This window comes from Streptococcus sp. OMI750 (genome assembly GCF_047463895.1).
Lineage (GTDB): Bacteria > Bacillota > Bacilli > Lactobacillales > Streptococcaceae > Streptococcus.
Window position 1 is genome coordinate 131,801 of record NZ_JASHCZ010000002.1, and the last position, 25,012, is coordinate 156,812.

At 41.3% G+C, this 25,012-nt stretch carries 25 protein-coding genes; 12 read left to right on the forward strand and 13 right to left on the reverse strand.

Annotated elements, in window-relative coordinates:
* Nucleotides 1-20: 20 nt before the first annotated feature.
* Both QM830_RS05190 and QM830_RS05195 read right to left on the reverse strand, forming a co-directional pair.
* Nucleotides 21-476, reverse strand: coding sequence for a SprT family protein (locus QM830_RS05190; protein WP_414325864.1), 456 nt, complete (start codon nt 474-476; stop codon nt 21-23).
* Nucleotides 463-2,589 carry a Tex family protein gene (locus tag QM830_RS05195; protein ID WP_414325865.1) on the reverse strand — a complete coding sequence of 709 codons (2,127 nt, stop codon included), beginning with the start codon at nt 2,587-2,589 and terminating at the stop codon, nt 463-465. Before QM830_RS05195 ends, QM830_RS05190 begins: the two co-directional genes overlap by 14 nt.
* A gap of 155 nt (nt 2,590-2,744) precedes the next feature.
* Between QM830_RS05195 and QM830_RS05200 the strand changes: the two genes are divergently transcribed.
* The 4 genes from QM830_RS05200 (at nt 2,745) to zwf (ending at nt 6,260) form a co-directional block, all read left to right on the forward strand.
* Nucleotides 2,745-2,891: an SPJ_0845 family protein gene (locus tag QM830_RS05200; protein WP_414325866.1), complete on the forward strand. Its 147-nt coding sequence runs from the start codon at nt 2,745-2,747 to the stop codon at nt 2,889-2,891.
* Nucleotides 2,891-3,796: a permease gene (locus QM830_RS05205; RefSeq protein ID WP_414325867.1), complete on the forward strand. Its 906-nt coding sequence runs from the start codon at nt 2,891-2,893 to the stop codon at nt 3,794-3,796. The genes QM830_RS05200 and QM830_RS05205 overlap by 1 nt, the downstream gene beginning before the upstream one ends.
* Nucleotides 3,793-4,608: a TIGR03943 family putative permease subunit gene (locus tag QM830_RS05210; RefSeq protein ID WP_414325868.1), complete on the forward strand. Its 816-nt coding sequence runs from the start codon at nt 3,793-3,795 to the stop codon at nt 4,606-4,608. Before QM830_RS05205 ends, QM830_RS05210 begins: the two co-directional genes overlap by 4 nt.
* Nucleotides 4,609-4,793: 185 nt before the next feature.
* The gene (gene zwf, locus QM830_RS05215; RefSeq protein WP_414325869.1) at nt 4,794-6,260 is read left to right on the forward strand and encodes a glucose-6-phosphate dehydrogenase; all 1,467 of its coding nucleotides are present in this window, start codon (nt 4,794-4,796) and stop codon (nt 6,258-6,260) included.
* 90 nt (nt 6,261-6,350) lie between these two features.
* On the opposite strand, the gene ftsY is transcribed toward zwf, so the two are convergent.
* The 5 genes from ftsY to rnc are packed head-to-tail and all read right to left on the reverse strand — an operon-like array spanning nt 6,351 to nt 13,840.
* Nucleotides 6,351-7,997 carry a signal recognition particle-docking protein FtsY gene (ftsY, locus tag QM830_RS05220; RefSeq protein ID WP_414325870.1) on the reverse strand — a complete coding sequence of 549 codons (1,647 nt, stop codon included), beginning with the start codon at nt 7,995-7,997 and terminating at the stop codon, nt 6,351-6,353.
* Complete coding sequence (locus QM830_RS05225) at nt 7,998-8,819, reverse strand: Cof-type HAD-IIB family hydrolase (RefSeq protein WP_414325871.1); 822 nt, start codon at nt 8,817-8,819, stop codon at nt 7,998-8,000.
* Nucleotides 8,816-9,622 (reverse strand): Cof-type HAD-IIB family hydrolase, encoded by an 807-nt coding sequence (locus QM830_RS05230; protein ID WP_414325872.1) that lies wholly within the window; start codon nt 9,620-9,622, stop codon nt 8,816-8,818. Before QM830_RS05230 ends, QM830_RS05225 begins: the two co-directional genes overlap by 4 nt.
* A complete protein-coding gene (gene smc / locus QM830_RS05235; RefSeq protein ID WP_414325873.1) occupies nt 9,612-13,148 on the reverse strand; it encodes a chromosome segregation protein SMC in 3,537 nt (1,178 codons plus the stop codon). Before smc ends, QM830_RS05230 begins: the two co-directional genes overlap by 11 nt.
* The gene (gene rnc, locus QM830_RS05240) at nt 13,139-13,840 is read right to left on the reverse strand and encodes a ribonuclease III (protein WP_061591310.1); all 702 of its coding nucleotides are present in this window, start codon (nt 13,838-13,840) and stop codon (nt 13,139-13,141) included. Before rnc ends, smc begins: the two co-directional genes overlap by 10 nt.
* A 303-nt stretch (nt 13,841-14,143) precedes the next feature.
* Here rnc and QM830_RS05245 point away from each other — a divergent pair, with 303 nt between their 5' ends.
* Nucleotides 14,144-14,668 (forward strand): hypothetical protein, encoded by a 525-nt coding sequence (locus tag QM830_RS05245; RefSeq protein WP_414325874.1) that lies wholly within the window; start codon nt 14,144-14,146, stop codon nt 14,666-14,668.
* 31 nt (nt 14,669-14,699) lie between these two features.
* Here the strand turns inward: QM830_RS05245 and QM830_RS05250 are convergent, their stop codons facing one another.
* Nucleotides 14,700-14,843 (reverse strand): hypothetical protein, encoded by a 144-nt coding sequence (locus QM830_RS05250; RefSeq protein WP_414325875.1) that lies wholly within the window; start codon nt 14,841-14,843, stop codon nt 14,700-14,702.
* A gap of 14 nt (nt 14,844-14,857) precedes the next feature.
* A complete protein-coding gene (locus QM830_RS05255) occupies nt 14,858-15,043 on the reverse strand; it encodes a helix-turn-helix domain-containing protein (protein ID WP_414325876.1) in 186 nt (61 codons plus the stop codon).
* Nucleotides 15,044-15,191: 148 nt separating this feature from the next.
* On the opposite strand from QM830_RS05255, the gene QM830_RS05260 reads away from it, so the two are divergent.
* From QM830_RS05260 to QM830_RS05290, 7 genes are all read left to right on the forward strand, one after another.
* Nucleotides 15,192-15,416 (forward strand): hypothetical protein, encoded by a 225-nt coding sequence (locus tag QM830_RS05260; RefSeq protein ID WP_414325877.1) that lies wholly within the window; start codon nt 15,192-15,194, stop codon nt 15,414-15,416.
* Nucleotides 15,417-15,610: 194 nt separating this feature from the next.
* Nucleotides 15,611-16,282, forward strand: a complete 672-nt coding sequence (locus tag QM830_RS05265; protein WP_414325878.1) for a hypothetical protein — start codon at nt 15,611-15,613, stop codon at nt 16,280-16,282.
* 448 nt (nt 16,283-16,730) lie between these two features.
* Nucleotides 16,731-17,504 carry a S24 family peptidase gene (locus QM830_RS05270; protein WP_414325879.1) on the forward strand — a complete coding sequence of 258 codons (774 nt, stop codon included), beginning with the start codon at nt 16,731-16,733 and terminating at the stop codon, nt 17,502-17,504.
* 67 nt (nt 17,505-17,571) lie between these two features.
* The gene (locus tag QM830_RS05275) at nt 17,572-18,492 is read left to right on the forward strand and encodes an exonuclease domain-containing protein (protein WP_414325880.1); all 921 of its coding nucleotides are present in this window, start codon (nt 17,572-17,574) and stop codon (nt 18,490-18,492) included.
* 60 nt (nt 18,493-18,552) lie between these two features.
* Complete coding sequence (locus tag QM830_RS05280) at nt 18,553-19,668, forward strand: hypothetical protein (RefSeq protein ID WP_414325881.1); 1,116 nt, start codon at nt 18,553-18,555, stop codon at nt 19,666-19,668.
* A gap of 431 nt (nt 19,669-20,099) precedes the next feature.
* Nucleotides 20,100-20,504, forward strand: a complete 405-nt coding sequence (locus QM830_RS05285; protein ID WP_414326067.1) for an Arm DNA-binding domain-containing protein — start codon at nt 20,100-20,102, stop codon at nt 20,502-20,504.
* Between the two features lie 21 nt (nt 20,505-20,525).
* A complete protein-coding gene (locus tag QM830_RS05290) occupies nt 20,526-21,176 on the forward strand; it encodes a site-specific integrase (RefSeq protein WP_414326069.1) in 651 nt (216 codons plus the stop codon).
* Between the two features lie 117 nt (nt 21,177-21,293).
* On the opposite strand, the gene QM830_RS05295 is transcribed toward QM830_RS05290, so the two are convergent.
* The 4 genes from QM830_RS05295 to yycF all read right to left on the reverse strand — a co-directional run bounded on the left by QM830_RS05295 (nt 21,294) and on the right by yycF (nt 24,653).
* Nucleotides 21,294-21,680 (reverse strand): YbaN family protein, encoded by a 387-nt coding sequence (locus QM830_RS05295; RefSeq protein WP_414325882.1) that lies wholly within the window; start codon nt 21,678-21,680, stop codon nt 21,294-21,296.
* Between the two features lie 109 nt (nt 21,681-21,789).
* Nucleotides 21,790-22,599 (reverse strand): MBL fold metallo-hydrolase, encoded by an 810-nt coding sequence (locus tag QM830_RS05300; protein WP_414325883.1) that lies wholly within the window; start codon nt 22,597-22,599, stop codon nt 21,790-21,792.
* Between the two features lie 7 nt (nt 22,600-22,606).
* Complete coding sequence (vicK, locus tag QM830_RS05305; protein WP_414325884.1) at nt 22,607-23,959, reverse strand: cell wall metabolism sensor histidine kinase VicK; 1,353 nt, start codon at nt 23,957-23,959, stop codon at nt 22,607-22,609.
* The gene (yycF, locus tag QM830_RS05310) at nt 23,952-24,653 is read right to left on the reverse strand and encodes a response regulator YycF (RefSeq protein WP_003008151.1); all 702 of its coding nucleotides are present in this window, start codon (nt 24,651-24,653) and stop codon (nt 23,952-23,954) included. Before yycF ends, vicK begins: the two co-directional genes overlap by 8 nt.
* Between the last annotated feature and the right edge of the window lie 359 nt (nt 24,654-25,012).

Below are 25,012 nucleotides of genomic sequence, written 5' to 3' on the forward strand. Positions count from 1 at the left end.
ATCCGCCTAAAGACCGATTCTCATTCCTGTCTCATTTCAAGGAGTTGCAAACGACCGTGACAGCGACCGCAAGCATATTTCCTCAGATCGATTTTTCGCTTTCGTCTATACTCTTGACCACAGTGAGGACATTGATAGAGATAGATCCGCTTGACTCGTCCAGTCTTTTCTGGTAGAGGTGGTGTGAATCGAAGTCCATCCACTTGCTGAAGGAGCTGTTTAAAGGCTGGATCTTTGTGGCGATAGCCCTTTCCTTGATCGTAAAGATGGTAATGGCAGAGCTCATGGCGGACGATTTTCCGAAAGGTCTCTAATCCGAAAGCCTGGTAGACCTTCGGGTTAAAATCAAGATGGCGATCCTTAGGAAAGAAACGACCTCCGGTGGTCTGGAGACGCGCATTCCACTCTGCTCGATGGCGGAATTCTCTCCCAAAATCTTCCAGAGATACCTGGCGTACATAGTCAGTCAGATTCATTCGGTGCTACCAAACTGAGGTTGACTTTTTCACGTTCCACGTCAATTTTCTTGACCCAGACCGTCACTAAATCTCCTACAGAGACGACTTGGCTTGGATGCTTGATAAATTGCTTGCTCATATGGGAGATATGAATTAAGCCATCCTCGTGAATGCCAATATCGACAAAGGCTCCGAAGTCAACCACGTTGCGCACAACCCCTTCTAATTTTTGGCCAATGTGTAGGTCTTTAATATCCAAGACATCCTGACGGAGCACTGGTGCATCAAAGGAATCCCGCAAATCGCGACCTGGTTTTAGGAGATCAGCAATGATATCTTTCAGAGTTTCTGGTCCCAGATCCAGCTGAGAAGACATTTCTTCTATATTCACAGCTTTTAATTTTTCTTGAGCAGATTCATCTAGTTCGGTAATCCCAAGGAGTTGAAAGAGTTTTTCAACTTCCTTATAACTTTCAGGGTGGACGCCAGTATTGTCCAAAATGTTTTTACTTTCAGGAATGCGTAAGAATCCCGCCGCCTGCTCGAAAGCCTTGGCTCCGAGACGAGGGACTTTTTTAATCTGCGCGCGTGAGAGGATCATCCCTTCTTCTTCCCGGTATTTCACAATATTTTCAGAGATGGTCTTATTAAGCCCTGCTACATGCGCTAAGAGAGAGGGACTAGCAGTATTGATATTAACTCCAACTTGGTTGACGACCGTATCTACCACGAAATCTAAACTTTCCGTCAATTTTTTCTGATTGACATCGTGCTGGTATTGACCCACACCGATCGACTTGGCATCGATTTTCACCAATTCTGCTAATGGGTCTTGCAGACGACGGGCAATGGAGATGGCCGAGCGTTTTTCAACGGTTAATTCTGGGAATTCGTGACGGGCCAACTCACTAGCTGAGTAGACAGAGGCTCCACTTTCATTGACAATGACATAGCGAACTCCTGGATGGTCATGGAGGACCTCTGCGACAAAAGCCTCACTTTCACGGCTGGCGGTTCCATTTCCAATCGCAATAATTTCTACTCCGAACTCCTTGATCAAGGAGGACAAATCTTTCTTGGCCTGCTCGATCTGAGCTGTTTTTGCAGGAGCAACTGGATAGATGACCTGGGTTGCAAGCATTTTGCCTGTCTCATCGACAACCGCTAATTTGGCACCAGTCCGAAAGGCTGGGTCAAATCCAAGGACCACGCGCCCTTTCAATGGAGGTATTAACAGGAGATTCCGTAGGTTTTCAGAGAACAATTGAATGGCTCCGTCTTCTGCCACTTCTGTCAATTCTGTCCGAATCCGACGTTCAATCGCAGGAACGATTTTTTTCTTAACCGCCTGCTGAATAACTTCATCCACATAGGCATTTTTGCTTTTAAAACGAGCCTCAAAAATACGAATGATCCGATCCAAATGGTGCTCGAATCCGACTTTGAGAACGCCCAATTTTTCCCCACGATTGAGAGCCAGGGTCCGGTAGCCCTGCATACTCTTGATCTTCTCAGAAAAATCATAATAGATTTCAAAAGTTCTCTTAGGATCTAAACTTTCATCCTTCAAGCTTGACGTCATGAGGGAATGCCCATGAATTTCTTGATAGGTGAGGGCCCGTAATTGGGTATCCTCTGAAATAGCTTCTACCAGAATATCCACTGCACCAGCCAAAGCCGCTGTTTCAGTTGGGAAGGTCTCACAGGTAAATTTCTGTGCCTCTACTTCCAAGTTTGGACTATTTTGCAGGATGAGACGTGCCAAGGGGAAGAGTCCTGCTTCTCGGGCAATCGTCGCCTTAGTCCGTCGTTTTTCCTTATAAGGTAGATAAAGCTCTTCGACATCCGCTAATTTTTCAGCAGCCTCAATAGCCTGCTTGAGCGCCTCTGTCAGTTTGCCTTGTTCCTCAATCTTAGCAAGGACGGTTTCCTTCCGTTCAGCTAGAGCCGTTAAGGATTTGTCCCGATCAATAATAGCCTTGATCGCTACTTCATCTAAATTTCCCGTCAGATCTTTTCGATAGCGAGCAATGAAAGGAATGGTTGAGCCTTCTGCGGTCAGACTCAATACGGTATCGATTTGTTTTAAGCTAACACCCAATTCTTGGGCTATTTTTTCATATTTATCCATAGCTTCTATTATAGCATATTTTAGCGTAGCCAAGGCTTCTAGCAACCTATTCTACTATCTATCTCAGGGCTAGCCATTCCCCTTTCTATACTCCATTTCCCCCATGGTCTTTCCTTTTTGTTATAATGATAGAAAAGGAAAAAGGAGGCCCAAAAATGGCTATTAAATTTTCTAAGACGGATGATCTTGATAAAATGTTTGAAAACTTTGCAAGTTTTCCAGATCTAGAAAAAACAGTTGAATTCCCCGAAGAAAAAAAGAAAGCAGAAACAGCTGCTAAAAATGCAAAGAAGGCTAAATAATGGCATTTTTTCAACACCTTCCCTCTAGCGTCTTGCAAGCTGGGGCTATTTTTCTCTCGATTATCATCGAGGCCCTGCCCTTTGTACTGATCGGAAGTATCATTTCAGGAATGATTGAGGTTTATGTCACACCTGAGAAGGTTTACCGTTTTCTTCCCAAAAATAAATTTGGGCGAATCTTCTTTGGGACCTTTATCGGCTTTATCTTTCCTTCCTGTGAATGCGGAATTGTTCCCATTATCAATCGCTTTCTAGAAAAGAAAGTCCCAAGTTATACTGCTGTTCCCTTTTTGGTGACAGCACCGGTCATCAATCCCATCGTTCTCTTTGCGACCTATTCAGCCTTTGGGAATTCTATTAAGATGGCCCTCTATCGCGCCCTTGGTTCCCTACTGGTCGCAACGGTACTAGGGATCTTCCTTGGCTTTATTCAGACAGATTCGATCCAAAAAGAACATCGCAAGCCTGTGCATGAACATGATTTTAGCGATTTGAGCAAAAGCCAAAAGCTCTTTCAAGTCTTGGTGCAGGCAATTGATGAATTCTTTGATACAGGACGCTACTTGGTATTCGGTTGTCTCTTTGCCAGCCTCGTCCAAGTCTATGTCCCAACACGGATCCTTACCTCGATCAGTGCGACACCGGTTATTGCTATTCTCCTCCTTATGGTCTTGTCCTTCCTCCTCTCACTTTGTAGCGAGGCGGACGCCTTTATCGGCTCCTCTCTTCTGAGTAGTTTTGGAGTAGCGCCTGTGCTGGCCTTTCTGGTGATTGGACCCATGCTTGATGTCAAGAATCTCCTCATGATGAAAAATTATCTCAAGACCCGTTTTATCTGGCAATTTATCGGAATTGTCTGTGGAGTTGTGCTCCTATACTCTTGGATTGTGGGGGTAGCTTTATGATACGATTTTTGATCTTAGCAGGTTATTTTGAGCTCACCATGTATCTTCAATTATCCGGTAAGCTCAATCAATACATCAACTTACACTATTCTTACTTGGCTTATATTTCCATGTTTTTGTCCTTCGTTTTAGCTCTTGTTCAGTTGATTATCTGGGTCAAACAAATGAAGATCCACAGTCATCTCTCTGGTTTCTGGGCAAAAGTGGCGAGTATCTTCTTACTCTGTATTCCTTTGTTTGTCGGGCTATTTTTCCCTACAGTGACACTAGATTCCCAAACAGTCTCTGCAAAAGGCTACCACTTCCCGGTTGCGGCTGGTTCTTCCAAGGAAATCCAACAGGATGAAGGGACAACAACTCAGTATCTCAAACCGGATACCAGTAGCTATTTCACTAAGTCCGCCTATGAGTCAGAGATGAAGCAGGCAGCTAAGAAATATGTTGATAAAAAGGTGATCCAGGTGACTACTGAAAATTATATGGAAGTTATGGAAGTCATTTATGATTATCCAGATCAATTTGCGGGAAAAACCATAGAGTTGACCGGTTTTGTATACAATGATCCTAATAACAAAGACAGTCAATTTCTCTTTCGCTTTGGGATCATCCACTGTATCGCAGACTCAGGTGTCTACGGTCTTTTAACAACCGGTGCTCCTCAACATTTTGACAACAATACCTGGATCCATGCAAAAGGAACCTTGTCCATTGAATACCACAAACAGCTCAAGCAAAGTTTGCCTGTCCTCCACATTACGGATTGTCAAACCATTACACAACCAGATAATCCTTATGTCTACCGCGTATTCTGATGGAGCTTCCGTTGTAGATCCAAACACCTTATAACACTTCTAGCTAGAATCCACATTGGTTCTAGCTTTTTCTATGCTGTCTACTCAAATCCCATCGGAAAATATTCAGAACAACGATTCCAGCAAAGAAATCTTGTAGATTTTATGGTAAAATATGGTTAATAAAATAGGAAATAGGTACTTAAATGTCTTCAAAAGTTATTGTAACCATTTTCGGGGCCAGTGGAGATTTAGCCCATCGCAAACTCTACCCATCCCTTTTTAGACTCTACAAATCAGGAAATCTATCTGAACACTTTGCAGTGATCGGAACAGCCCGCAGACCATGGAGCAAAGAATATTTTGAATCAGTCGTGGTAGAATCCATCACAGACCTGGCAGATAGCCCTCAACAAGCCCAAGAATTCGCCAGTCATTTCTACTATCAAAGTCATGATGTCAATGATACCGAACATTACATCGCTCTGCGCGAATTGCAAAATAGCTTGGATGAAAAATACCAAACAGAACACAACAAGGTCTTCTTCTTATCTATGGCTCCTCAATTTTTTGGAACCATTGCTAAACACCTGAAATCAGAAGGGATTGTTGATGGACAAGGCTTTGAGCGACTGATTGTTGAAAAACCTTTTGGTACAGACCTAGAAACGGCTAGTCAGCTCAACAAAGAATTGGAAGAAACCTTTGATGAGGAACAAATCTTCCGGATCGACCATTACCTTGGAAAAGAAATGATCCAAAATATCTTTGCCATCCGTTTCGGCAATCTCATTTTTGACAACCTCTGGAATCGAGATTTTATTGACAATATCCAAATTACCTTTGCAGAACGCTTGGGTGTTGAAGAACGCGGTGGCTACTATGATCACTCAGGTGCCCTTCGGGATATGGTGCAAAACCACACTCTTCAGCTTTTATCTTTGCTTGCCATGGATAAACCAGCTACCTTTACCAAGGATGCGATTCGAGCTGAAAAAGTTAAAGTTTTTGAGCAATTGCACAATCCAACAGATGATGAGTTAAAGAAATTCTTTATCCGTGGTCAATACCATTCAGGGACCATCGAAGGGAAAAAAGATATCTCTTATCGCAGTGAGCCCAATGTCGACCCTGAATCTACTACGGAGACCTATGCTTCTGGGGCATTCTTTGTTGATAGTGATCGCTTCCGTGGAGTTCCTTTCTTCTTCCGTACTGGAAAACGCTTGACGCAAAAAGGAACCATGGTCAATGTGGTCTTCAAGCAAACCGACTCCATCTTTGGACATAGCTTGCAACCTAATGTCTTGACCATTTATATCCAACCAAATGAAGGTTTCTCATTAAGTATCAACGGAAAAGAGGTCGGAGAAAAATTCAGTATCGCACCGATTTCCTTTGACTACGAGACAGATGCGACCGCAACTGGAGCTTCCCCAGAGCCTTATGAAAAATTAATTTTCGACGTGTTGAACAATGACTCAACCAATTACAGCCACTGGCACGAAGTCCGCGCTTCATGGCAATTGATTGACCGGATCGAAAAATTATGGGCCGAAGATGGAGCACCGCTCTATGAGTACAAATCAGGATCCATGGGACCAACTGCATCCGATGATCTCCTTGCAGACTACGGAGCAGAGTGGGTTTGGAAACCTGAACCTAAGAATTAATACAAACCACCTTCGGGTGGTTTTTTTATAGCGCAAGGAAATAAAAAGACAAATTGTCGGAATAACAATTTGTCTTTTTCTATTCGACTCTTAAATCAAGCCTTCCAAGAGACCTCTCATGAAGTTCTCTGACTGGAATGGTCCAATGTCATCAATTTTTTCTCCAAATCCAATCAACTTCACTGGAATGTCCAACTCTTCACGAATGGCAAGGACAACCCCTCCTCGAGCTGTTCCATCGATCTTGGTCAAGACAATTCCTGTCACAGGCGTAATTTTTGAAAACTCTTTAGCCTGTACCAAGGCATTTTGACCGGTCGAAGCATCGAGAGCCAGCAAGGTTTCATGTGGTGCCTCTGGTACCACACGCTTGATAATTCGTCCGATTTTTTCAAGCTCGGCCATGAGGTTATCCTTGTTTTGCAGACGACCTGCCGTATCAATCATCAGAACATCGATATTTTCAGCAATCGCGCGTTCCATCCCATCGAAGACAACACTAGCAGGATCTGATTTTTCAGGACCTGTCACAACTGGAACATCTACTCGGCGCCCCCATTCTGCCAGTTGAGCCACTGCTCCTGCACGGAAGGTATCTGCTGCAACCAACATGACTTTCTTGCCTTCTTGTTTGTATCGGTGGGCTAACTTCCCGATAGAGGTTGTTTTACCAACTCCATTTACCCCGACAAAGAGCATAACCGTGAGGCCATCTTGAAAACGAATGGCTTCATTAAATTGGCCATCCTTTTCATACAAGTCTACCAATTTTTCGATAATTACGCGCTTGAGAGCATCTGGTTTTTTAGCATTTTCCAAACGGGCCTCATAGCGCAACTCTTCGGTTAAATTAGAGGCAACTTGAACCCCAACGTCACTCATGATCAAGAGTTCTTCCAATTCTTCAAAGAATTCTTCATCGACTGAACGGAAATTCGCAAAGAAGGCATTGAGACGTGCGCCAAATCCAGTCCGTGTCTTTTTCAAGCTACGATCATATTTTTCCTGAATAGTTTCTTGCTGAGGTGCGACCTCGTCTTGAATCGGCTCCTCTGCCTCTTCAACAATTCTTTCCTCAACGGCTGATGCAGCTTCTCCTTCAGGAAGTCTGGACTCGGCTTCCGCTACTTCTGAAGTTTCCTCCACTTCAGCGATCGCTTCTGATGCTTCCGGTTCTGGAACCTCATCCTGAGCGCTTACTAGTTCTGGAACCTTCTCTTCTGTCGCGCTCACTTCTACTGGCTCAGCGTCAGGTGATGAAGAGGCAATTGGTGACTCTTCTTCCAGGTCTATAACATCAATCTCATCTGCTTCTTCAACATGTTCAGTTTCTTCCGCTTCAGATTTCACTTCTTCAAGAGGCTCAGTTTCCGTTTCATCAGCTACAGGTGAAGCTTCTTCAGGAGTTTCTTGTGTTTGAGCAGGTTCAAAGACAACCGGAGACTCCTCTACAGGTGCTTGGTCTTCATAAGTCTCTGAAGTTCCAATTTCTTCAACAAGAGGCTCCTCTGATGGCTCTTCTTGAGTGACCTGATGAGTAGCTGCAATTCGCGCTTTGAGCTCTTGGTAGTAAGCCTCCATATCAGCGATTTTTTGCTCTTCCTTGTCATTTAAGGTAGCCACTGGCTCCTCTTTGACAGTTTCTTCAACCTCATTACTTTCCGTCACTTCTTCAGAAGACGGAAGCACTTTTTCAGCTTCTTCTTTCTTTCCAAATAATCGATCAAATAATCCCATTTATTCACTCTCCTTTAGCACATAATTTTCAATCGCCCATGCGACAGCATCTTGGTCATTGGTCACGGGTGCGACAAGCGCAGCCACCTCTTTCACTGCCGGGACCGCATTACCCATAGCAACCCCTAGTCCAGCCCACTGGATCATTGACAGGTCATTGGCTTCATCTCCACAGGCCATGACTTGATCTGCCTCAAGACCCAAAATAGAAGCCAGTGCCTCTAAGCCCGTTGCCTTGTGAACATTTTTGGGGCACCATTCCAACAACATTTCCCTAGATTTAAAAATTTCATAGTCTTGAAATAAGTCCGGCCTGATCTGCTTGATCGCCGCATCTAAAAAGTCTTGATCAACGGCTGTCACACACTTGTTGTAGGATAACGTAGATGGTAGGTCTTTAAAATCTGTCTCAATAAAGTTCAGGTAGGGATTGTAAAGGGAATAGAGAGACTTTCGCTCTGAATGAATCTCATAAACCGTCCCCTCACTGATCGCATCCAGCGGAAGGCCGAGACGAGCTGTTTCATCATGAATGGTTGCAACATCTTCTGCTGCCAAGACAACTTTTGAGAGGATCTCTCCATTATTTCGCTGCACTAAACCACCGTTGAAGGTAATTGTATACTCTTCTTTGAGGCCCGCTGTTCCCAATTCTTCTAAAAGAAAATCCATGGCTTTCAAGGGACGGCCAGTAGTTAGAACCACCTTGACACCTTGAGCCTGTGCAGCAGCGAGGGCTGCTCTATTGCGAGGAGAAATCTTTTTTTCAGAATTGAGAAGGGTCCCATCTAAATCCAGCGCAATCAAGGCAATCTGACTCATAGGATTTCCTCCATATAGCGTAGGACAGAACCAGTCGCATGGTGGCCGATGACTGTTTCAGCAATCGCCAAGATTTCGGGACGTGCATTTTCAGGAGCTACAGGATGGCCCACGACTTGCATCATATGAAGGTCGTTTAGGTTATCCCCAAAAGCCACCACCTGATCCATCGTGATCCCTAGTTTATCCACTAAGGCAGTAATCGCCACTCCCTTATCGACATAATCGAGGACAATATCAATCGATTCAAAGCCTGTCGTCATCGCTTTAACACCTGGAACATTCTCAGTGACCCATTGCTCTCCTTCAAGAACAAGAGCTGCATCGAAGTTGGTGGTCATTTTGAAGATTTCATCTTGAATATCGACTAAACTCTTCACTTTTTGAATATTTTCATTATAGTGTTGACTCAAGGCAAGATAGTCAGGATCCACTGTTTCTAAGACATAGCTTCCTTTTTTCCCTGTCAAAAGCAATTTATTGGGGTCTGCATAAGGGGAAGATTTTAGAGCTTCAAAAACACCCAAATAAAAGTCTTTGGACATGGTCGCTTCGTAGAGATCTTCTCCATGAAATTCTACCACACTACCATTTTCAGCAATGAAAATCATTTGGTCCTCAAATCCTTTAAAGAGGGATTTGAGAGAAAGGAGGGCACGGCCACTCGCAGCAGCAAAATAAATGCCTTTTTCTTTGCAGCTGGCTAATACCTTGCCTAATCGTTCTTGATCGTACTGATGTTGGTCATTTAGAAAGGTTCCATCCATGTCCGTAGCAATCAATTTAATATCATTATTCTTCATTTTCTAAGTCTTTCAATTTTACAGAGACGATTTTAGAAACCCCAGATTCCTGCATAGTCACCCCATAGATAGAATCTGCAGCTGACATGGTTCCCTTCCGGTGCGTCACGACGATAAATTGGCTTTCCTTATCAAAGCGGTTGAGGTAGTCTCCAAAACGCTTGACATTGGCTTCATCCAGGGCTGCCTCTACTTCATCCAGAATGACAAATGGAATGGTCTTGACACGAATAATCGAGAACAAGAGAGCCAAGGCAGACAAGGCCTTTTCTCCACCACTCATGAGGTTTAAGGATTGGATCTTTTTACCAGGTGGCTGCACAGAAATCTCAACACCAGCTGTCAGAAGATCTGGCTCTGTCAGAATCAAATCAGCAGCCCCCCCACCAAACATTTGACGGAAAGTGACTTTAAAGGATTCACGAATGGCTTCAAAAGTTGATTTAAAGCGTTCCTTGACTTCATCATTCATGTCGTTGATGGTAGACAAAAGCATGTTTTTCGCAGCCAAGACATCCTCACGCTGGCTGGAAAGGAAATCAAAGCGCCCCTTCACCTCATCGTACTGCTCGATCGCATCCACATTGACTGGACCAAGTACCTTAATATCTTTTTCGATGCTCTTGAGCTGGTTTTCAGCTGCTGCAAGGTTTTCAACAGGTTTGGCCTGCTCTTTGGCTTGGTCAAAGCTTTGCATGAATTCATCAGTAATTTGCGTTAAAAGCTTGTTCAAACGATCCGCATGCTTTTCACGTGTCGCTTCAGCTTTAGCTTGTTGACGAATCCACTCTTCGTTTTTCTTGCGCGCTTGTTCCATCTGTTCTGCAACATCTTCGGCCTGGCCTTCCAAATCATCCAGTTCAAAGCGTTTCCGAATGACTCCTTGTTCCAGTTCCGTTTTCTTGGCTTGTGCCTGCGTCAATTGGTTGGCTAGCTGCTCCACATCCACTGTCTGAACTTTGGCCTCGCCTTGTTCAATCAGCAATTGCAACTGATGCTCTTCTACTTCCAACTGGGAGATCGTTTCTTCCAAGCGACGAGCATCTGTTTGCTCATAGCTTTGTTGGCTCTTACATTCCGTCTGTTGAAGTCGCAATTCTGCCAATTGCTCTTGCAAGTTTTGTACTTTTTGTTGCAGGACATCTTTGTCCGACTTCATGGTTTCAATGTCGCGATTCAGATTTTCTTTTTGAAGCTCAATTTCTGCCAATTGCTTGGTAAGGGACTCCAGCTCTTCTTGGAGAGACTGGGTCGCATCTGTTGCCAATTCTGACTTCAAAGCTTCTAAGAGTTCCTGAATTTCTTTCAGTTGCTCTTGGCTTTGTTGGTAGGCCAATTGGGCCCGCTGTTGCTCCAGACGCGCTTGCTCACCTTGATTTTGAATAGAAGCCAAGTATTCTTGCGCCTGCTTGAGCAGATTGTCCTTGGTCTCGACCTCCTGCTCTGCTTCTCTCAAACGAGCATCCAGAGCTTGCATTTCCTGTTTTAAACTATCCAATTCTGGTTTGACAAAGACCGTATTTTGGGAGCGATTGGCACCACCGGCATACGATCCTCCGGTCCGCAATTCGGTCCCATCCAAGGTCACTATCCGAACTTGATAATTGACTTTACGAGCCGCCTCACGCGCATGATCTGTCGTGTCAAAGATGGCCGTTACGCCAAGCAAGTTTTGGAAAATCTGTTCAAAACGATTCTCATAGGTCACTAAGTCACTCGCAATTCCTAGAAATCCTGCACTGGCTTGAATCAATTCCAGATTCCGAGGAGAAAGTTGACGGGCTTTGATCGTCGTGAGCGGTAAGAAAGTAGCGCGTCCTAAGCGATTGCGTTTCAAGTAGTCAATCGCTCGCGTTGCCGCCTTTTCATCCTCGACAATGATCTGTTGGCTACTAGCTCCCAGAGCAATTTCAAGCGCTGTCTGGTAGTCTTTTGAAAAACTCAAATTCTCACTAACAGCCCCACAAATGCCTCCTAGGCGGTCCGCTTCTTGCAAGACACTCTTGACGCCTGCATAGAAGTTACTATGGTTCTTCTGAATGGCTTCCAAGCTATTGATCCGCGCCCGCTTATTCTTGCTCTCATCCATCAAGTCAAACATGGTAGCTTGAGCCTCTTGGTAGGCAGCTTTGGCCTGCTCCACTTTTACCAATTGCTCTTGGTATTCTACTAGTAAACCTTTGACCGTCGCTTGTGCCTGATCCAACTCTTCCAATTGTCGGACTTCTTTTTCCTTGGCAGCTTCAAAGTTTGTTTGTGCCTTGGTCAAATCCTCTTCACGATGGCTAGATTCTTGCAGGAGTGCCTGGATTCGGCTCTCAATCGCTGTCCGCTCATTCGATTTTTCAGCCTCTGTCTGCAAGAGTGCGACATACTGCTCGCGTAGATGCTCAATGACTTGTTCCGGATCTTCTTCGTAGTTGGCTAATTCTTTTTCCAACTCTTCTTGTTGCTGACGGTTCTCTGTCAGTCTTTGTTGGAGCACAGCTAGCGTCTCTTGTTTTTGCGCCAGCTCTTGTTTCGCTTCTTCCAGACGTGCCAAAACAGCATCCAGACGCTCAAGATTTTCCCTGCGACTATGGGCTGCTTGACTCGATTGCAACTTAGCTACTTCGATTTGCTTTTCCAAATCACTGATCAAACGAGTGACCTCAAGTAAGCTGGCCTGGTCCTCAGCTAAGCTTTCATCCAACTGATGGCGGGCTTTCTTGATACGTACATTATCTTCTTCTAAGACCTGACGACGTTGGTAATAAGAAGCCAACTGTTCTTGAATGGCTTTTTCTTCTTGATCAGCCTTTTCATAAAGGTCCTTTGTCAAATCGACTTGAGCAACTAAAACATCCAGCAAGAGAACCTGCCGTTCTTGGTCTAATTCCAAGAAACGGCGAGCGACAGTCGCTTGCTTTTCAAGAGGTTGGATTTGTCCTTCTAATTCATAGAGGATATCCTCCAGACGGTCCAAATTCTCCTGGGTTTGGTTGAGTTTGGTCTCGGTTTCCTTGCGCCGCGTCTTAAATTTCAAGACACCTGCAGCTTCTTCAAAGATTGCCCGGCGTTCTTCCGGTTTGGAGTTAAAGATCTCCTCTACCCGACCTTGGGAGATAATGGAGAAAGAATCCCGTCCCAATCCCGTATCCATGAACAAATCATGCACATCTCTGAGACGTACTTTCTTGCCATCGATCTTGTACTCGCTGTCTCCTGAACGATAAATATGCCGTTCGACACGAATTTCTTTCCCTGCCTGTTGGATAAAACCATCTTGGTTATCTAAGACAACTGTGACACAGGCATAATTCAGCGGTTTTCGCGATTCTGTCCCTGCAAAAATGACATCGGGCATCTTGCCCCCACGTAGACTCTTGACACTGGATTCCCCCAGGGCCCAGCGCAAGCTCTCCGTGATATTTGATTTTCCAGATCCATTAGGCCCTACAACGGCAGTGACCCCTTTGTCAAATACGACTTTTGTCTTATCCGCAAAGGATTTAAAGCCTTGGATTTCAATCTCTTTTAGATACATGGCCCATCATTCCTCGTTTCAACTGCATTGCGGGCTGCTTCCTGCTCCGCTAACTTCTTGGAACGACCATGACCATGTCCCATCGTTTGACCGTTCACGAACACTTCTACTTCAAACTCCTTTGCATGAGCAGGACCAGACTCATTCACCACTTGGTACTGGATCTCCACATCCCCGTGAACCTGCAACAGTTCTTGCAGACGGGTCTTGTAGTCAATGACTTGGGAGAATTGACCCGTTTCAACCTTAGGAATCATGACCTGATAGACAAAGCGTTTGACCGCTTCCACTCCTTGATCCAGTAAAAGAGCACCTAAAAAGGCTTCAAACAAATCGCCAAGAATCGTATCGCGGTCCCGACCGCCTGATTTTTCTTCGCCTTTGCCTAGTTTGATATAACGGTCAAATTGGCAATCCCGAGAAAAACCAGCCAGACTTTCTTCGCGGACAATCATGGAACGGAATTTAGACAAATCTCCCTCAGGTCTGTTTGGGTGTTCCTTATACAAATATTCGGAAATAACTAATTGAAGAACAGCGTCTCCTAAAAATTCCAAACGTTCGTTATGTGAAATTTTTAAGAGGCGGTGCTCATTTGCATAAGAGGTGTGTGTAAAAGCTGTATCTAATAAACTGCTATCTGAAAAAACGATCTGAAACCGTTCCGATAACAGGGCTTGTAATTTCTCCATAGGAAGCCTACTTTCTAATAAATTCATACCTTTAAGTATACCAAAATTTTAAAACGATTACCATTAGATATCCATTAGATACAGTTGATTGCTTTTACTATATTTTAGGTGTGTTTGGATATCGATCCAATTAGTTGAATATCACGTTTTGTAAATTTGCTCCATGAATTATAAGTTTCTTCAACTATTACATTTCTATATCCTACCAACCTAACACTCATTTCTTATGGTAGGTTCTATCTATTCACCTCCTTATTCTTTTACTCCTTTCTGGTATAATGATTTCAGAAAGGAGGGCTTGATATGCCTTTTACTGAACTTGAAGTCCAAGCATGGACATTGTATACAACTGTAGTTATTGCTCTAGTAGGCTTCTTTTTTAATATTGTATCCCTTCATCGCACAAAACGAGCCGAGGAAGATATGGCTAGGCCATATGTAAATGTCTTTGTCGATTTATTTGAAATAAAGGACCGACAAAGAGTTTATGTTATTAAAAATTTTGGTAAGACGCCTGCATATATTACTGGCATAACCGTCAATGGAGATCTAGGTATCTATAATCAGCATAATTTTAAATCTCTTGTCGGAAATATGATCGCTCCTGGTCAAAAATTCACTTCTAATATTGAAGATGATTTTAAAGGATCATCGAAAATCACGATTTCATACAGAGATAACAATAGGAAAGTATACCAAGATACTTTTACACTGGATACAAATATAGGTTTGACTATGTCATACACTCTAAATGAATCTAACAAAACAGATGAAATTCCAAGCACTATAAGACAATCTACAATGGCGCTGTTACGTGCGTTTCGCTAATTTTAGTTCCATTGTCATAACGAACTACAGTTCAAACATCTCCACTTGTTTTAATATTGATACGTACTTTTTCATCGTCAAGCGTGTTGGCGATGATTTTATTTTTTGCGTCGATAGTATCATTAATATTATTTGCATAAATTTTATATACAACATCAACATTTGCATTAGCCATGTAATTTTCACCTCCTATCTAAATTCGTACAAACTGACCTCTAGTGCATCAGCTAATTTGCACATATTCGTCCAAGACATCTCTTTCAATTTTCCAGCCTTTAAGTTGGAAAAATTCGATTGAGAAATACCTGACTTTTTAGCTAGTCGATACACCGACCAGTCCCTTGATTTTGATTGTTGTTCAATCTTTTCCCACATTTTAAACACTATATGTTGTGTATGCGCAACATATTTAATCCTTTCTATCACTATATATTGACAAATAAAAGCTTTTACATTATAATGTATCTTGACTGAGACCTCTCACCGTTTTAGTCAAGATTTTAATGGAAAGGAGGAGAGCTATATGAGTAAACTTAGCAGAAAACCAAACCATCATGTTAAAAAACTTACTTGGTCAGATCTTGATAGCATTCTATTATCTAACTTTACAGAGTCATCAACTGATAACCCTAGTGCAGTAATCCAACTATCTGATTACAAGATGTCTAAATCCGAAATTATCGAAGAAGCAATTGCACAAGGTTACAAAGTTATTGATGATTCTGATGGATTTTTAAAGTTTGAATAGCATGTTTTAAAAATGATATGTCAGTGATATTTACCTCAACATGTCTTTTTAATTTAGCAATCTGTTCATCGGATTGCTTTTTTCTTTTTCCACTATACGGATATCGTTTTGGTTTCATTTTCTCACCTCGTTGTTATTTAATTCCCTATCGTTATTTGGTATAATTAAAACAAAAATGAATGAGGTTAGTCGTTATGCAACTTAGTGTATCTTACGATAATTATTCTAGTTCTCGTGTCGATGTTGATGTGACTGATATTTGCCCAAATTGTGGACGAGCCATTGAAGCCGTATTGAAAAATTCAAGTTTTTACAAAGACGGCAATCAACACATTGTCTATTTGACATTATTTTGTAATGCTTGTAAGACATGCTGGGTTGATTCATACGACTACAGTTCCGACTACCACGAATTGTGGGAGAAGGATATTAATTTCTATAAAGAAATACCGAGTGATCTTCCAAAAGAAATCGTTGAACTTTCACCACAAGGAGCCAGAACTTACATTCAATCGCTTAAAGCTGAAATTGATGGGTATGATACACTTGTCGGAATCGGTCTCAGAAAAGCCTTTGAGTTTATTATAAAAGACTTTCTGATATTTCTGCATCCAGACAGAAAGGATCATATCAAATCAAATCACAAACTTGGTTCACTTATTTCTGAATACATCCAAGATCCTACGCTTGTTGCACTTGCTAGATCTTGTTCCTGGCTTGGCAATGATGAAACACATTATATGCGAATTCACCAAGACAAGGATGTCCAAGATCTCAAGAAAACACTTAAAGCAACTATTAGATTTATTGAATATCAGATCGTTGTTCAAGAATCTCATGATTTTGTAAATTCTGATCGATCTTAGCTTCTAATTCATCTAATCTTGTGACAATAAACAGAGCAGTTCTCAGAATTTCATCGAGGGCTGCTTTTTCTAGTTCGTCTGCCATTATTCTATGCCTCCTACTTAATTAAATTTAAAATTACAATTACAATAATCGCTCCTACTGCGATCAAACCGCCAATTTCCCATTTTTTGTCGTCCATTGCTTTTCTCTGGACAGTATGCTAAACTTAGGTCGTAGGGTTGGGGCTTGCGCCCCTCCTACAACTTCGTGCGTAGCTCTTATTTAAATAAGAGTTGAAGTATCACGGCGATTAGTGCTATGATCGCCGATATGACTGTGGCTCTTGGTTGTGTCAACCAAGGGTCTTTTTTCTTTTGCCTTCGGTTCAGCATACTGTCCTTCCTTTCTTTTGTTTTATATAAAATTGTGATACAATCTCATTAAAAGAATATAGGAAGAAACATCATGGTAGGAAGAGATAAATTAACTCCAATGGAGTTAGAGATGCGCTTAAAAATAGCCGATGAATTGAATAGATTAAAAAATGAAAAGGAATTAACTCAACAAGATATTGTCAAAGAGTCTGGAATATCTCAAAGCACTTTGAGTCAATATTTTTCAGGTAAGAGATTACCTTCTAAAACCAATAGCAAGAAATTGGCTGATTTTTTCAAAGTTCCTGTTGAGCAAATTGACCCAAGGCTGAATACTGCAGCTACTACTTCAAAAAGTGAGATCGCTCAAAAGATTGACAAACTGGTTTCGGAATTGAAACCAGATCCATACCAGAAAAATGTGCTTAATTTTGCCAAAAGTCAACTAGTAGAGCAAAAAGCCACGGAAGTACACGAGGTAGTTGTAGAATACGTGGCATATAACTACTACGACCAGCCTGTATCTGCTGGTACAGGACAATATCTAAATGAGGTACAGATAGAGACAATTCAATTGCCTGTGAAGGTAGATGCTGATTTTGTTTGTCCGATTTACCGAGATTCGATGGAGCCAGATTATAAATCTGGGGATTATGTTTTTGTTAAATTGACAGTAGAACTTCCAAGTGGCACGGTTGGAGTATTTGACTACGAAGGTGAAGCCTATATCAAACAACTCATAATAGAGAAAGATAAGGCCTATCTGAGAAGTTTTAATAAGAAATACAAAGATAGACCGATCAATTCGGACAGTGATTTTAGGATCATCGGCAAAGTTGTAGATGTGTATAGTGAAGAAAAATAACAATCATCACTAAAAAAATGATTGTCATGCTGAAGATAATAATTTAATGAGTACCAAGGAGATTGTTATGACTTATTCATATGTTGCTTTAGATGTTGAAACTGCGAATGACTTTCGTGGTAGTGTTTGTTCTATCGGATTAGTAAAATTTAAAGATGGGAATATTGTTGATACTTTTTACACTTTAATCAATCCCGAAGAAGAATTTGATGATTTCAATATTTTCATCCATGGCATTACTCCTGAAGATGTTCTTGATTCACCTACATTCCCAGAAGTAAGAAAAGCGATCGTTGATTTTATTGGTTCTGATATAGTTGTAGCCCACTTTGCACAGTTTGATATGGGAGCTTTGAATGATGTTTACCATAAATATCAATTAGATTATGACGATATAAGGTATATTTGTTCGTATAGGCTTGCAAAGGTTGCTATGCCAGGGCAATTAAATTATAAGTTAAAAAATCTTTCTAAAACATTAAACATTCAATTAGATCATCACAACGCTTTATCCGATGCAAAAGCTAGTGGTTTAATTCTAAATCATCTACTATCATCTAACTCATTTTCTGACCTCAGCGACTTTTTAAAAGAGTATCGTTATGATAAGACAGGTCTACTTGGACAATATGGCTTTAAGAGAAAAAAAGATGCCAAGTACAAAGATAATCTTATCTACACTCCTACAGAAGAAGAAAAGGCTGCAATGGATCCAGATCACTACTTTTACGGATTATACTTTTGCTTTACTGGAAAATTAGAAAGAATGACAAGAAAAGAAGCCAATAAGGCGGTTGCACTTGTTGGTGGAATCCCAGAAAAAGGTGTCACTAATCATACGAATATTCTAGTTGTCGGTGAACAAGATTGGCGTGTAGTCGGTTTAGATGGTCTAAGCAGTAAGATGAAAAAAGCACAATCATTACTTGAAAAAGGACATGATATTGAAATCATGACCGAAAATGATTTTATAAAGTTACTTAAATAAAATGATTGGCAACCGCAAACGAAACGATGATGGTTATATAAACAGCAAAGAGGATTAATAATGTCTCATAAAAATCAATTTGAAATCTATCAATTTAACAATCGTGCAAAATATTGGCTTGTCCGAGCTGATGGTGGAAAGTACTATGACGACTTTAAGTACAATCATTTTATCTCTATTCATCACAATCAAGTCACCTTAGCGGATCTGCAAACAACAAATTTGCTTTTAACAGCAGAAAAAACAATAGAACACTATAAGCAGCAAATTACGAACGTGTATCATGATGAAGAACTTTCAAAACACCAAATCACGTTTACTGCTAAACGGCTCTACAGTTTTGTGGAAGATATGAGTATCGGGGATTATGTAATCGTTCCATCATTTAAGTCGAATTATTTCTTAATTGGACAGATTACAAGTGACGTTTATGAAAAAGATATAGCAGATGAAAAACTAACTTTAAACCACGGTTATGAGAAATCTACAGATATCAAACGTAGAAATGTAAACTGGATTAACGAGGTTCCTCGTAGTAAAGTAAACTCCAATTTTTTATATAGTACACTGACCGTCCATCACACTATCTTTAATATTACTGATCTATCTAAATATATTGATGGTCTAATATCGCCACTCTACTTCAAAGATGGGAAATTACACCTTTGGTTGAGGGTTAACACCAAGGATCCTATCACATCAAGTATGTGGAAAAATCTATATTCTATCATCGATAAGTATAAAAACTCTGAAATTGATGAAGAAATTATTGCTACATCAAACGTAGAGAGCCCCGGAATAATAACTTTGCAATCGATCGGCCAATTCATATCAGACAATCATTGGATGCTGAACTCAGGTTTAATTGGACTAGGTCTCTTGTTTGGAGATATTGATATCATGGGTATTAAAGTAAAGGGACTCCTTCCTTACTTACACCAAAGAAAAACAGCCAGTTTGGAAGAACGCAAATTGGCTGTAGAAGTTGAGACAATGGAAAAAGATTCCGAATTGAAAGATATACAACGAGAAATAGAAAAAGAGAAAGCCCGTCAAGAATTGGAATCTTTAAGAGAGGTAAGGGCTTTTGATATCAGCGTCGACTCACCTAGTGTTTCTTACGAAAACGAATTCCAAATGCAAACAGATTCCAATGGGAATCAGGATGAGGGATAATTTTTATCACTAAAATAAAAATCAAAAAAGTAATTAAAATTATACGCTTGTCTAAAAAGAAAAAAATGAGAGAAAAAAAGGAAAACAACAATAGATATCCCAAAAGGATTTGAATGATTTTCATATTGATTCCTCCCCTTTATTTTAATTCGATTTTAACAAAATCAAGTTGATTAGTAAAGGAATATGACAAAATAAAAGATAGGCTTTTTTTCTTGACCTTCCCTTTATTTAGGGTTAGAATTATATCATAAGGTCGCTTGACGACAAAATATATGATGCTATCCTAAGAGGACAATTCTAGCCTTACTCTTATGAGTAGGGCTCTTATTTTTTAAAAATCTCCACACCGCCAACAAAAGCAAGTTGAATATAAAACAAAAAAACCGCCCCGAAAAATGGGACGCTAGATAGGAAAGATATTATATATTATAGCATATTTTGGAGTAGACCCGTTTACTGGCAAGCAAAAACGCACGACCCGTAGAGGTTTTAAAACGCAAAAGGACGCAAAGAAAGCAGAACGTGAGCTACTGCTATCAATCGAAGAAAATGGATTTACAGATCACTCCAGCAAACCGATATTTAAAGAGATGGCTGATCTCTGGTTGGAAAGCTATGAAACAACTGTAAAGCCTACGACATACCAAAATACAAAGAATTATCTCAACGCTATCATAGAGCATCATTTTAAGGATATTCGAATAGAGAGCGTGTCCGTGGCTATGATGCAAAAGATCGTAATTGAATTAAGCAAGAAATACGTGACTTACTTAAACTATCTGTCGATCATTAACAGGATATTTAAGTACGCTGTGCATCTCGATATTATCTAGACCAATCCAGTTGATAGGATCATACGACCAAAGCAGCAGAAACCAAGGAAAAAAAAAGTAGCATTAACCAAAAAAGAATTAAACAAATTTCTCACGCTATCAAAGAAAGATGCACGGCCTATATTATATACTGCATGGCATACACTGGCCTATACTGGATTAAGACGAGGGGAATTGCTGGGCCTTGAATGGTCTGATATTGATTTTAAAAACAAGACGATATCAGTCAGCAAGACACTTGTCACAATCAATGGGAAGTTGTCTACTCAGTCGCCAAAAACCAAACGTAGCGCACGTACAATCTCACTAGATGATAGTACGGTACAGATACTCAAAGAATGGAAATTAGAACAGAAGAAACTATTTTTTAAACATGGTATCAAGTCTAAAAATATCGTCATCACGAATACCAAGGGCAACTACTTCGACTTTGCCCACTTTCGGGACGAACTGCGATGTTTTCTTGGTAAACACAAACTGAAACAATTCAGCGTGCATAGTCTGAGACACACGCACGCAAGTCTACTCTTTGAAGCTGGCATAGAACCTAAAACAATATCAGATAGATTAGGTCACTCAAATATCCAAACAACACTAGATATGTACACACACTTAAATGATAAACAGCGGTCAGATGTTGCAGATCTCTTATTAAAATTCCTTGAAGCGTAGTCAAAAACGTAATCAATGCACGAAAATCCTTGATACACAAGGGTTTTTCCTTTTATAGCAAAAAAAGAAGCACGAACCCACTTCTTTTCCTAGTTCTAGGGCCTGATTTCTCCAATTTTAATCAGGATTTTCTTCTGTTGGATTTTCAGGCTTATTGGGAATCACCTTTAAGAGATAATAGGTGATAAAAATCGTCAAAGCACCTAGAGCAAGCTTCACCCAAATAATCGGTGCCAGATAGATGGAAATGCCCATCAGAATGTAGATCTGAAGAAGGATCCATTTCTTCCGTTCTTTAGCAATCGATTTGGTCTCTCGGTAATCCGCTACATAGGTCTGATAAAGTTTGGTTTGGTAGAGCCACTTTTCAAAGCGTTTGGAACTTTTGGCAAAGCAAGCCATGGACAGCAATAAAAAGGGGGTCGTCGGTAAAATTGGCAAAGGAATACCAATAATTCCTAGTCCCAATGATATAAAACCAATCGTAAGATAAACAAGGCGCATTTTCTTCTCCTTTACACAATACATTTTTCGAACCTTTTCAGTATAACAAAAAAGAAAAAGCCCTACATCTATATTTAAACTAATAAGATAACAGTCGCTTTTCTCCATCTTATATCTTCGTCAAAGGGGTCGCGGTGTCTGGTGATGTATCCAGCACCTCAAAATCATGACCGACTGCTAGATCTGCTCTGGCCAGTTGGTTCTCCATGGTCATATGGGCCAATTCTTTGATATTGTTCTCTTTTGACAAATGGCCCAGATAAATCTTCTTGGTACGATTTCCCAAGGTTCGGATCATGGCATCTGCCCCATCTTCGTTAGAAAGGTGGCCTAGGTCAGACAAGATCCGTTGCTTCAAACGCCAAGCATACGAACCTGCTCGAAGAATCTCTACATCATGGTTGGACTCAATCAAATAGCCATCCGCATCCGCGACGATTCCTGCTAAACGATCGCTCACATAGCCCGTATCCGTTAGCATGACAAAGCTTTTGCCATCCTTCATAAAGCGATAAAATTGAGGGGCTGCAGCATCGTGACTAACCCCAAAACTTTCGATATCGATATCTCCAAATGTCTTGGTCTTCCCCATTTCAAAGATATGCTTTTGAGCATCATCGACCTTTCCTAGATACTTGGTCGTTTCCATAGCCTTCCAAGTGGCTTCATTAGCATAAAGATCCATGCCATATTTCCGCGCTAAAACACCCACACCATGAATATGGTCTGAGTGTTCGTGCGTAATCAAAATGGCATCTAAGTCTTCTGGTTTGCGATCGATTTCGGCCAATAGCCCAGTAATCTTTTTCCCTGAGAGCCCTGCATCAATGAGCAACTTTTTCTTTGGTGTCTCAAGGTAGAAAGAATTTCCACTAGAGCCTGAAGCTAAAATACTATACTTAAATCCCTTTTCTGTCATTGACTCCTTATTCTTCCTCTTCTGTGTCCCAGTCGTCTTTAATAGCGTCCTTGTCGTATGGCAAGACAATGGTAAAGGTAGACCCCTTGCCATATTCACTCTTGGCCCAAATAAAGCCCTTATGTTGCTTAATGATCTCCTTAGCAATGGCTAAGCCCAGACCAGTCCCACCTTGGGCCCGGCTACGCGCCTTATCCACTCGATAAAAGCGATCAAAAATGCGTGGCAGGTCTTTCTTGGGAATCCCCAAGCCCTCATCTGAGATGGAAATGATTAATTGGGCATCTGTTGTTTTCATCCTTACCTTGATTTTCCCACCATCAGGTGAGTATTTGATGGCATTGTTCAAGATATTGTCGATTACCTGGGTCATTTTATCCGTATCAATTTCAACCCAAATCGGGGTGATTGGATATTCACGGATCAGTTCATACTTCTTGGAACCTTCTTGCGATTGGCTCTTGATCTTATCAAACCGGTTTAAAATAAAGGTAATAAAAGCTGTAAAGTTGGTCAACTCAATGTCCAACTGACTAGTTTCATTATCGATTCGTGACAAACTCAACAGATCTGTGACCATACGCATCATCCGGTTGGTTTCATTGAGCGAAACCTTGACAAAGTCTGGTGCTACCGGCTCTGACAAAGCGCCATCGTCCAAGGCCTCCAGATAGGATTTTACACTGGTCAAGGGTGTCCGCAATTCATGACTCACATTCGAGACAAAGAGACGGCGTTCCCGCTCTTCCTTTTCCTGCTCTGTCGTATCATGCAAGACAGCTACCAATCCAGAGATAAAGCCAGATTCGCGACGGATCAAGGCAAAGCGCACTCGAAGACTAATGTATTCCCCATTTTCATCCTGAGAGTCAATCGTCAACTCTGGGACTTCCGTAATCAACTTCCTCAGATCATAGTCGTCTCCGATCGAAAGCAAATCAAGAATACTGGTGTTGAGAACCTCGTCCGGATTGACATTCAATTGCTTGGCTGCCATTTCATTGACCATGATGATCTGACCCCGTCTATTGGTCGCAAGCACTCCATCTGTCATATAGGCTAGAATACTGGTCAGCCGCTTGGTTTCCTGCTCCAGGTTTTCATGCGTCAGACGAATAACCTCGGACAGATCATTGATACTATTGGTCATATCGGTCAGCTCGGGGCTTCCTTGCATGTCGACCACTTCAGAGTAATCCCCAGCAATCAGATCCTTAATTTTCGTGTTTAGTTGTCTGAGCTTGATATTGTCCCTACGGTTCTCTAGAAGAAGCAAGGCCACCACAATGATAAACCCAACCGTAATCAGAACAAAGACAAAGTTCGACGACATGACAAAATGTTTTATTAGATCAATCATTGTTTCTCATATAATATCCGACACCACGGCGGGTTAAGATATATTCCGGACGTCCCGGTGTGTCTTCAATTTTTTCACGCAAACGACGAACCGTCACATCCACTGTCCGAACATCTCCAAAGTAATCATAGCCCCATACTGTTTCCAGAAGGTGCTCACGAGTCATAACCTGACCCACATGGGTCGCAAGGTGATAGAGCAACTCAAACTCACGATGGGTCAAATCTAATTCTTTATTGCCTTTTTGAACCAAGAAAGCATCTGGGAGAATGTGGAGATCTCCAATTACAATCTCTGTATCGGCCTCATTTTCAAGCTGAGGATCCGCTGCAAACTCGGAACGACGCAACAAGGCCTTGACACGTGCTTGCAATTCTCGATTAGAGAAGGGTTTGGTCACATAGTCATCCGCACCAATTTCAAGACCGATGACCTTATCAAATTCCGTATCTTTAGCAGATAGGACAATAATCGGCACATTACTGGTCTTCCGAATGGTACGCGCTACTTCCAAACCATCAATCTCTGGCAACATCAAATCTAGAATAATAATATCCGGATTTTCAGCCGCAAAAACTTCTAAAGCTTCCCGACCATCAAAGGCCGTTAAAACCTCATAGCCTTCTTTGGCCATATTAAATTTGATAATATCTGAGATCGGCTTTTCATCATCAACGACTAATATTTTTTTCATCTTACATACCTGTTTCTAATGCTTCTTTTCCTAATCAATCTCTATCTTCTTATTATATCAAACTTATGAAGAAATGTGGAGCCTCAATTGCTGAACTTTCCAATAAGAAAGGGTAAAAAAGACCGAGATGTTAAAATCTCAGTCTCAGAAAAAACGAATGATATGTAGAAGATAAAATCACTTGAGTGATTCTAAAAAAAGTTAATTTCCTACTTGCTAGAAGGAATGAATCATTTATTAAAAACTTTCCGTCGTGAGAAAAATGAGAGTGGGACAGAAATCGGTAATTCGTTAGAATTCGATTTCGTCGTCCCACCTCCGCACAGTTGAGTAGGGCTGTAAAAGCTGATGAAATCAGC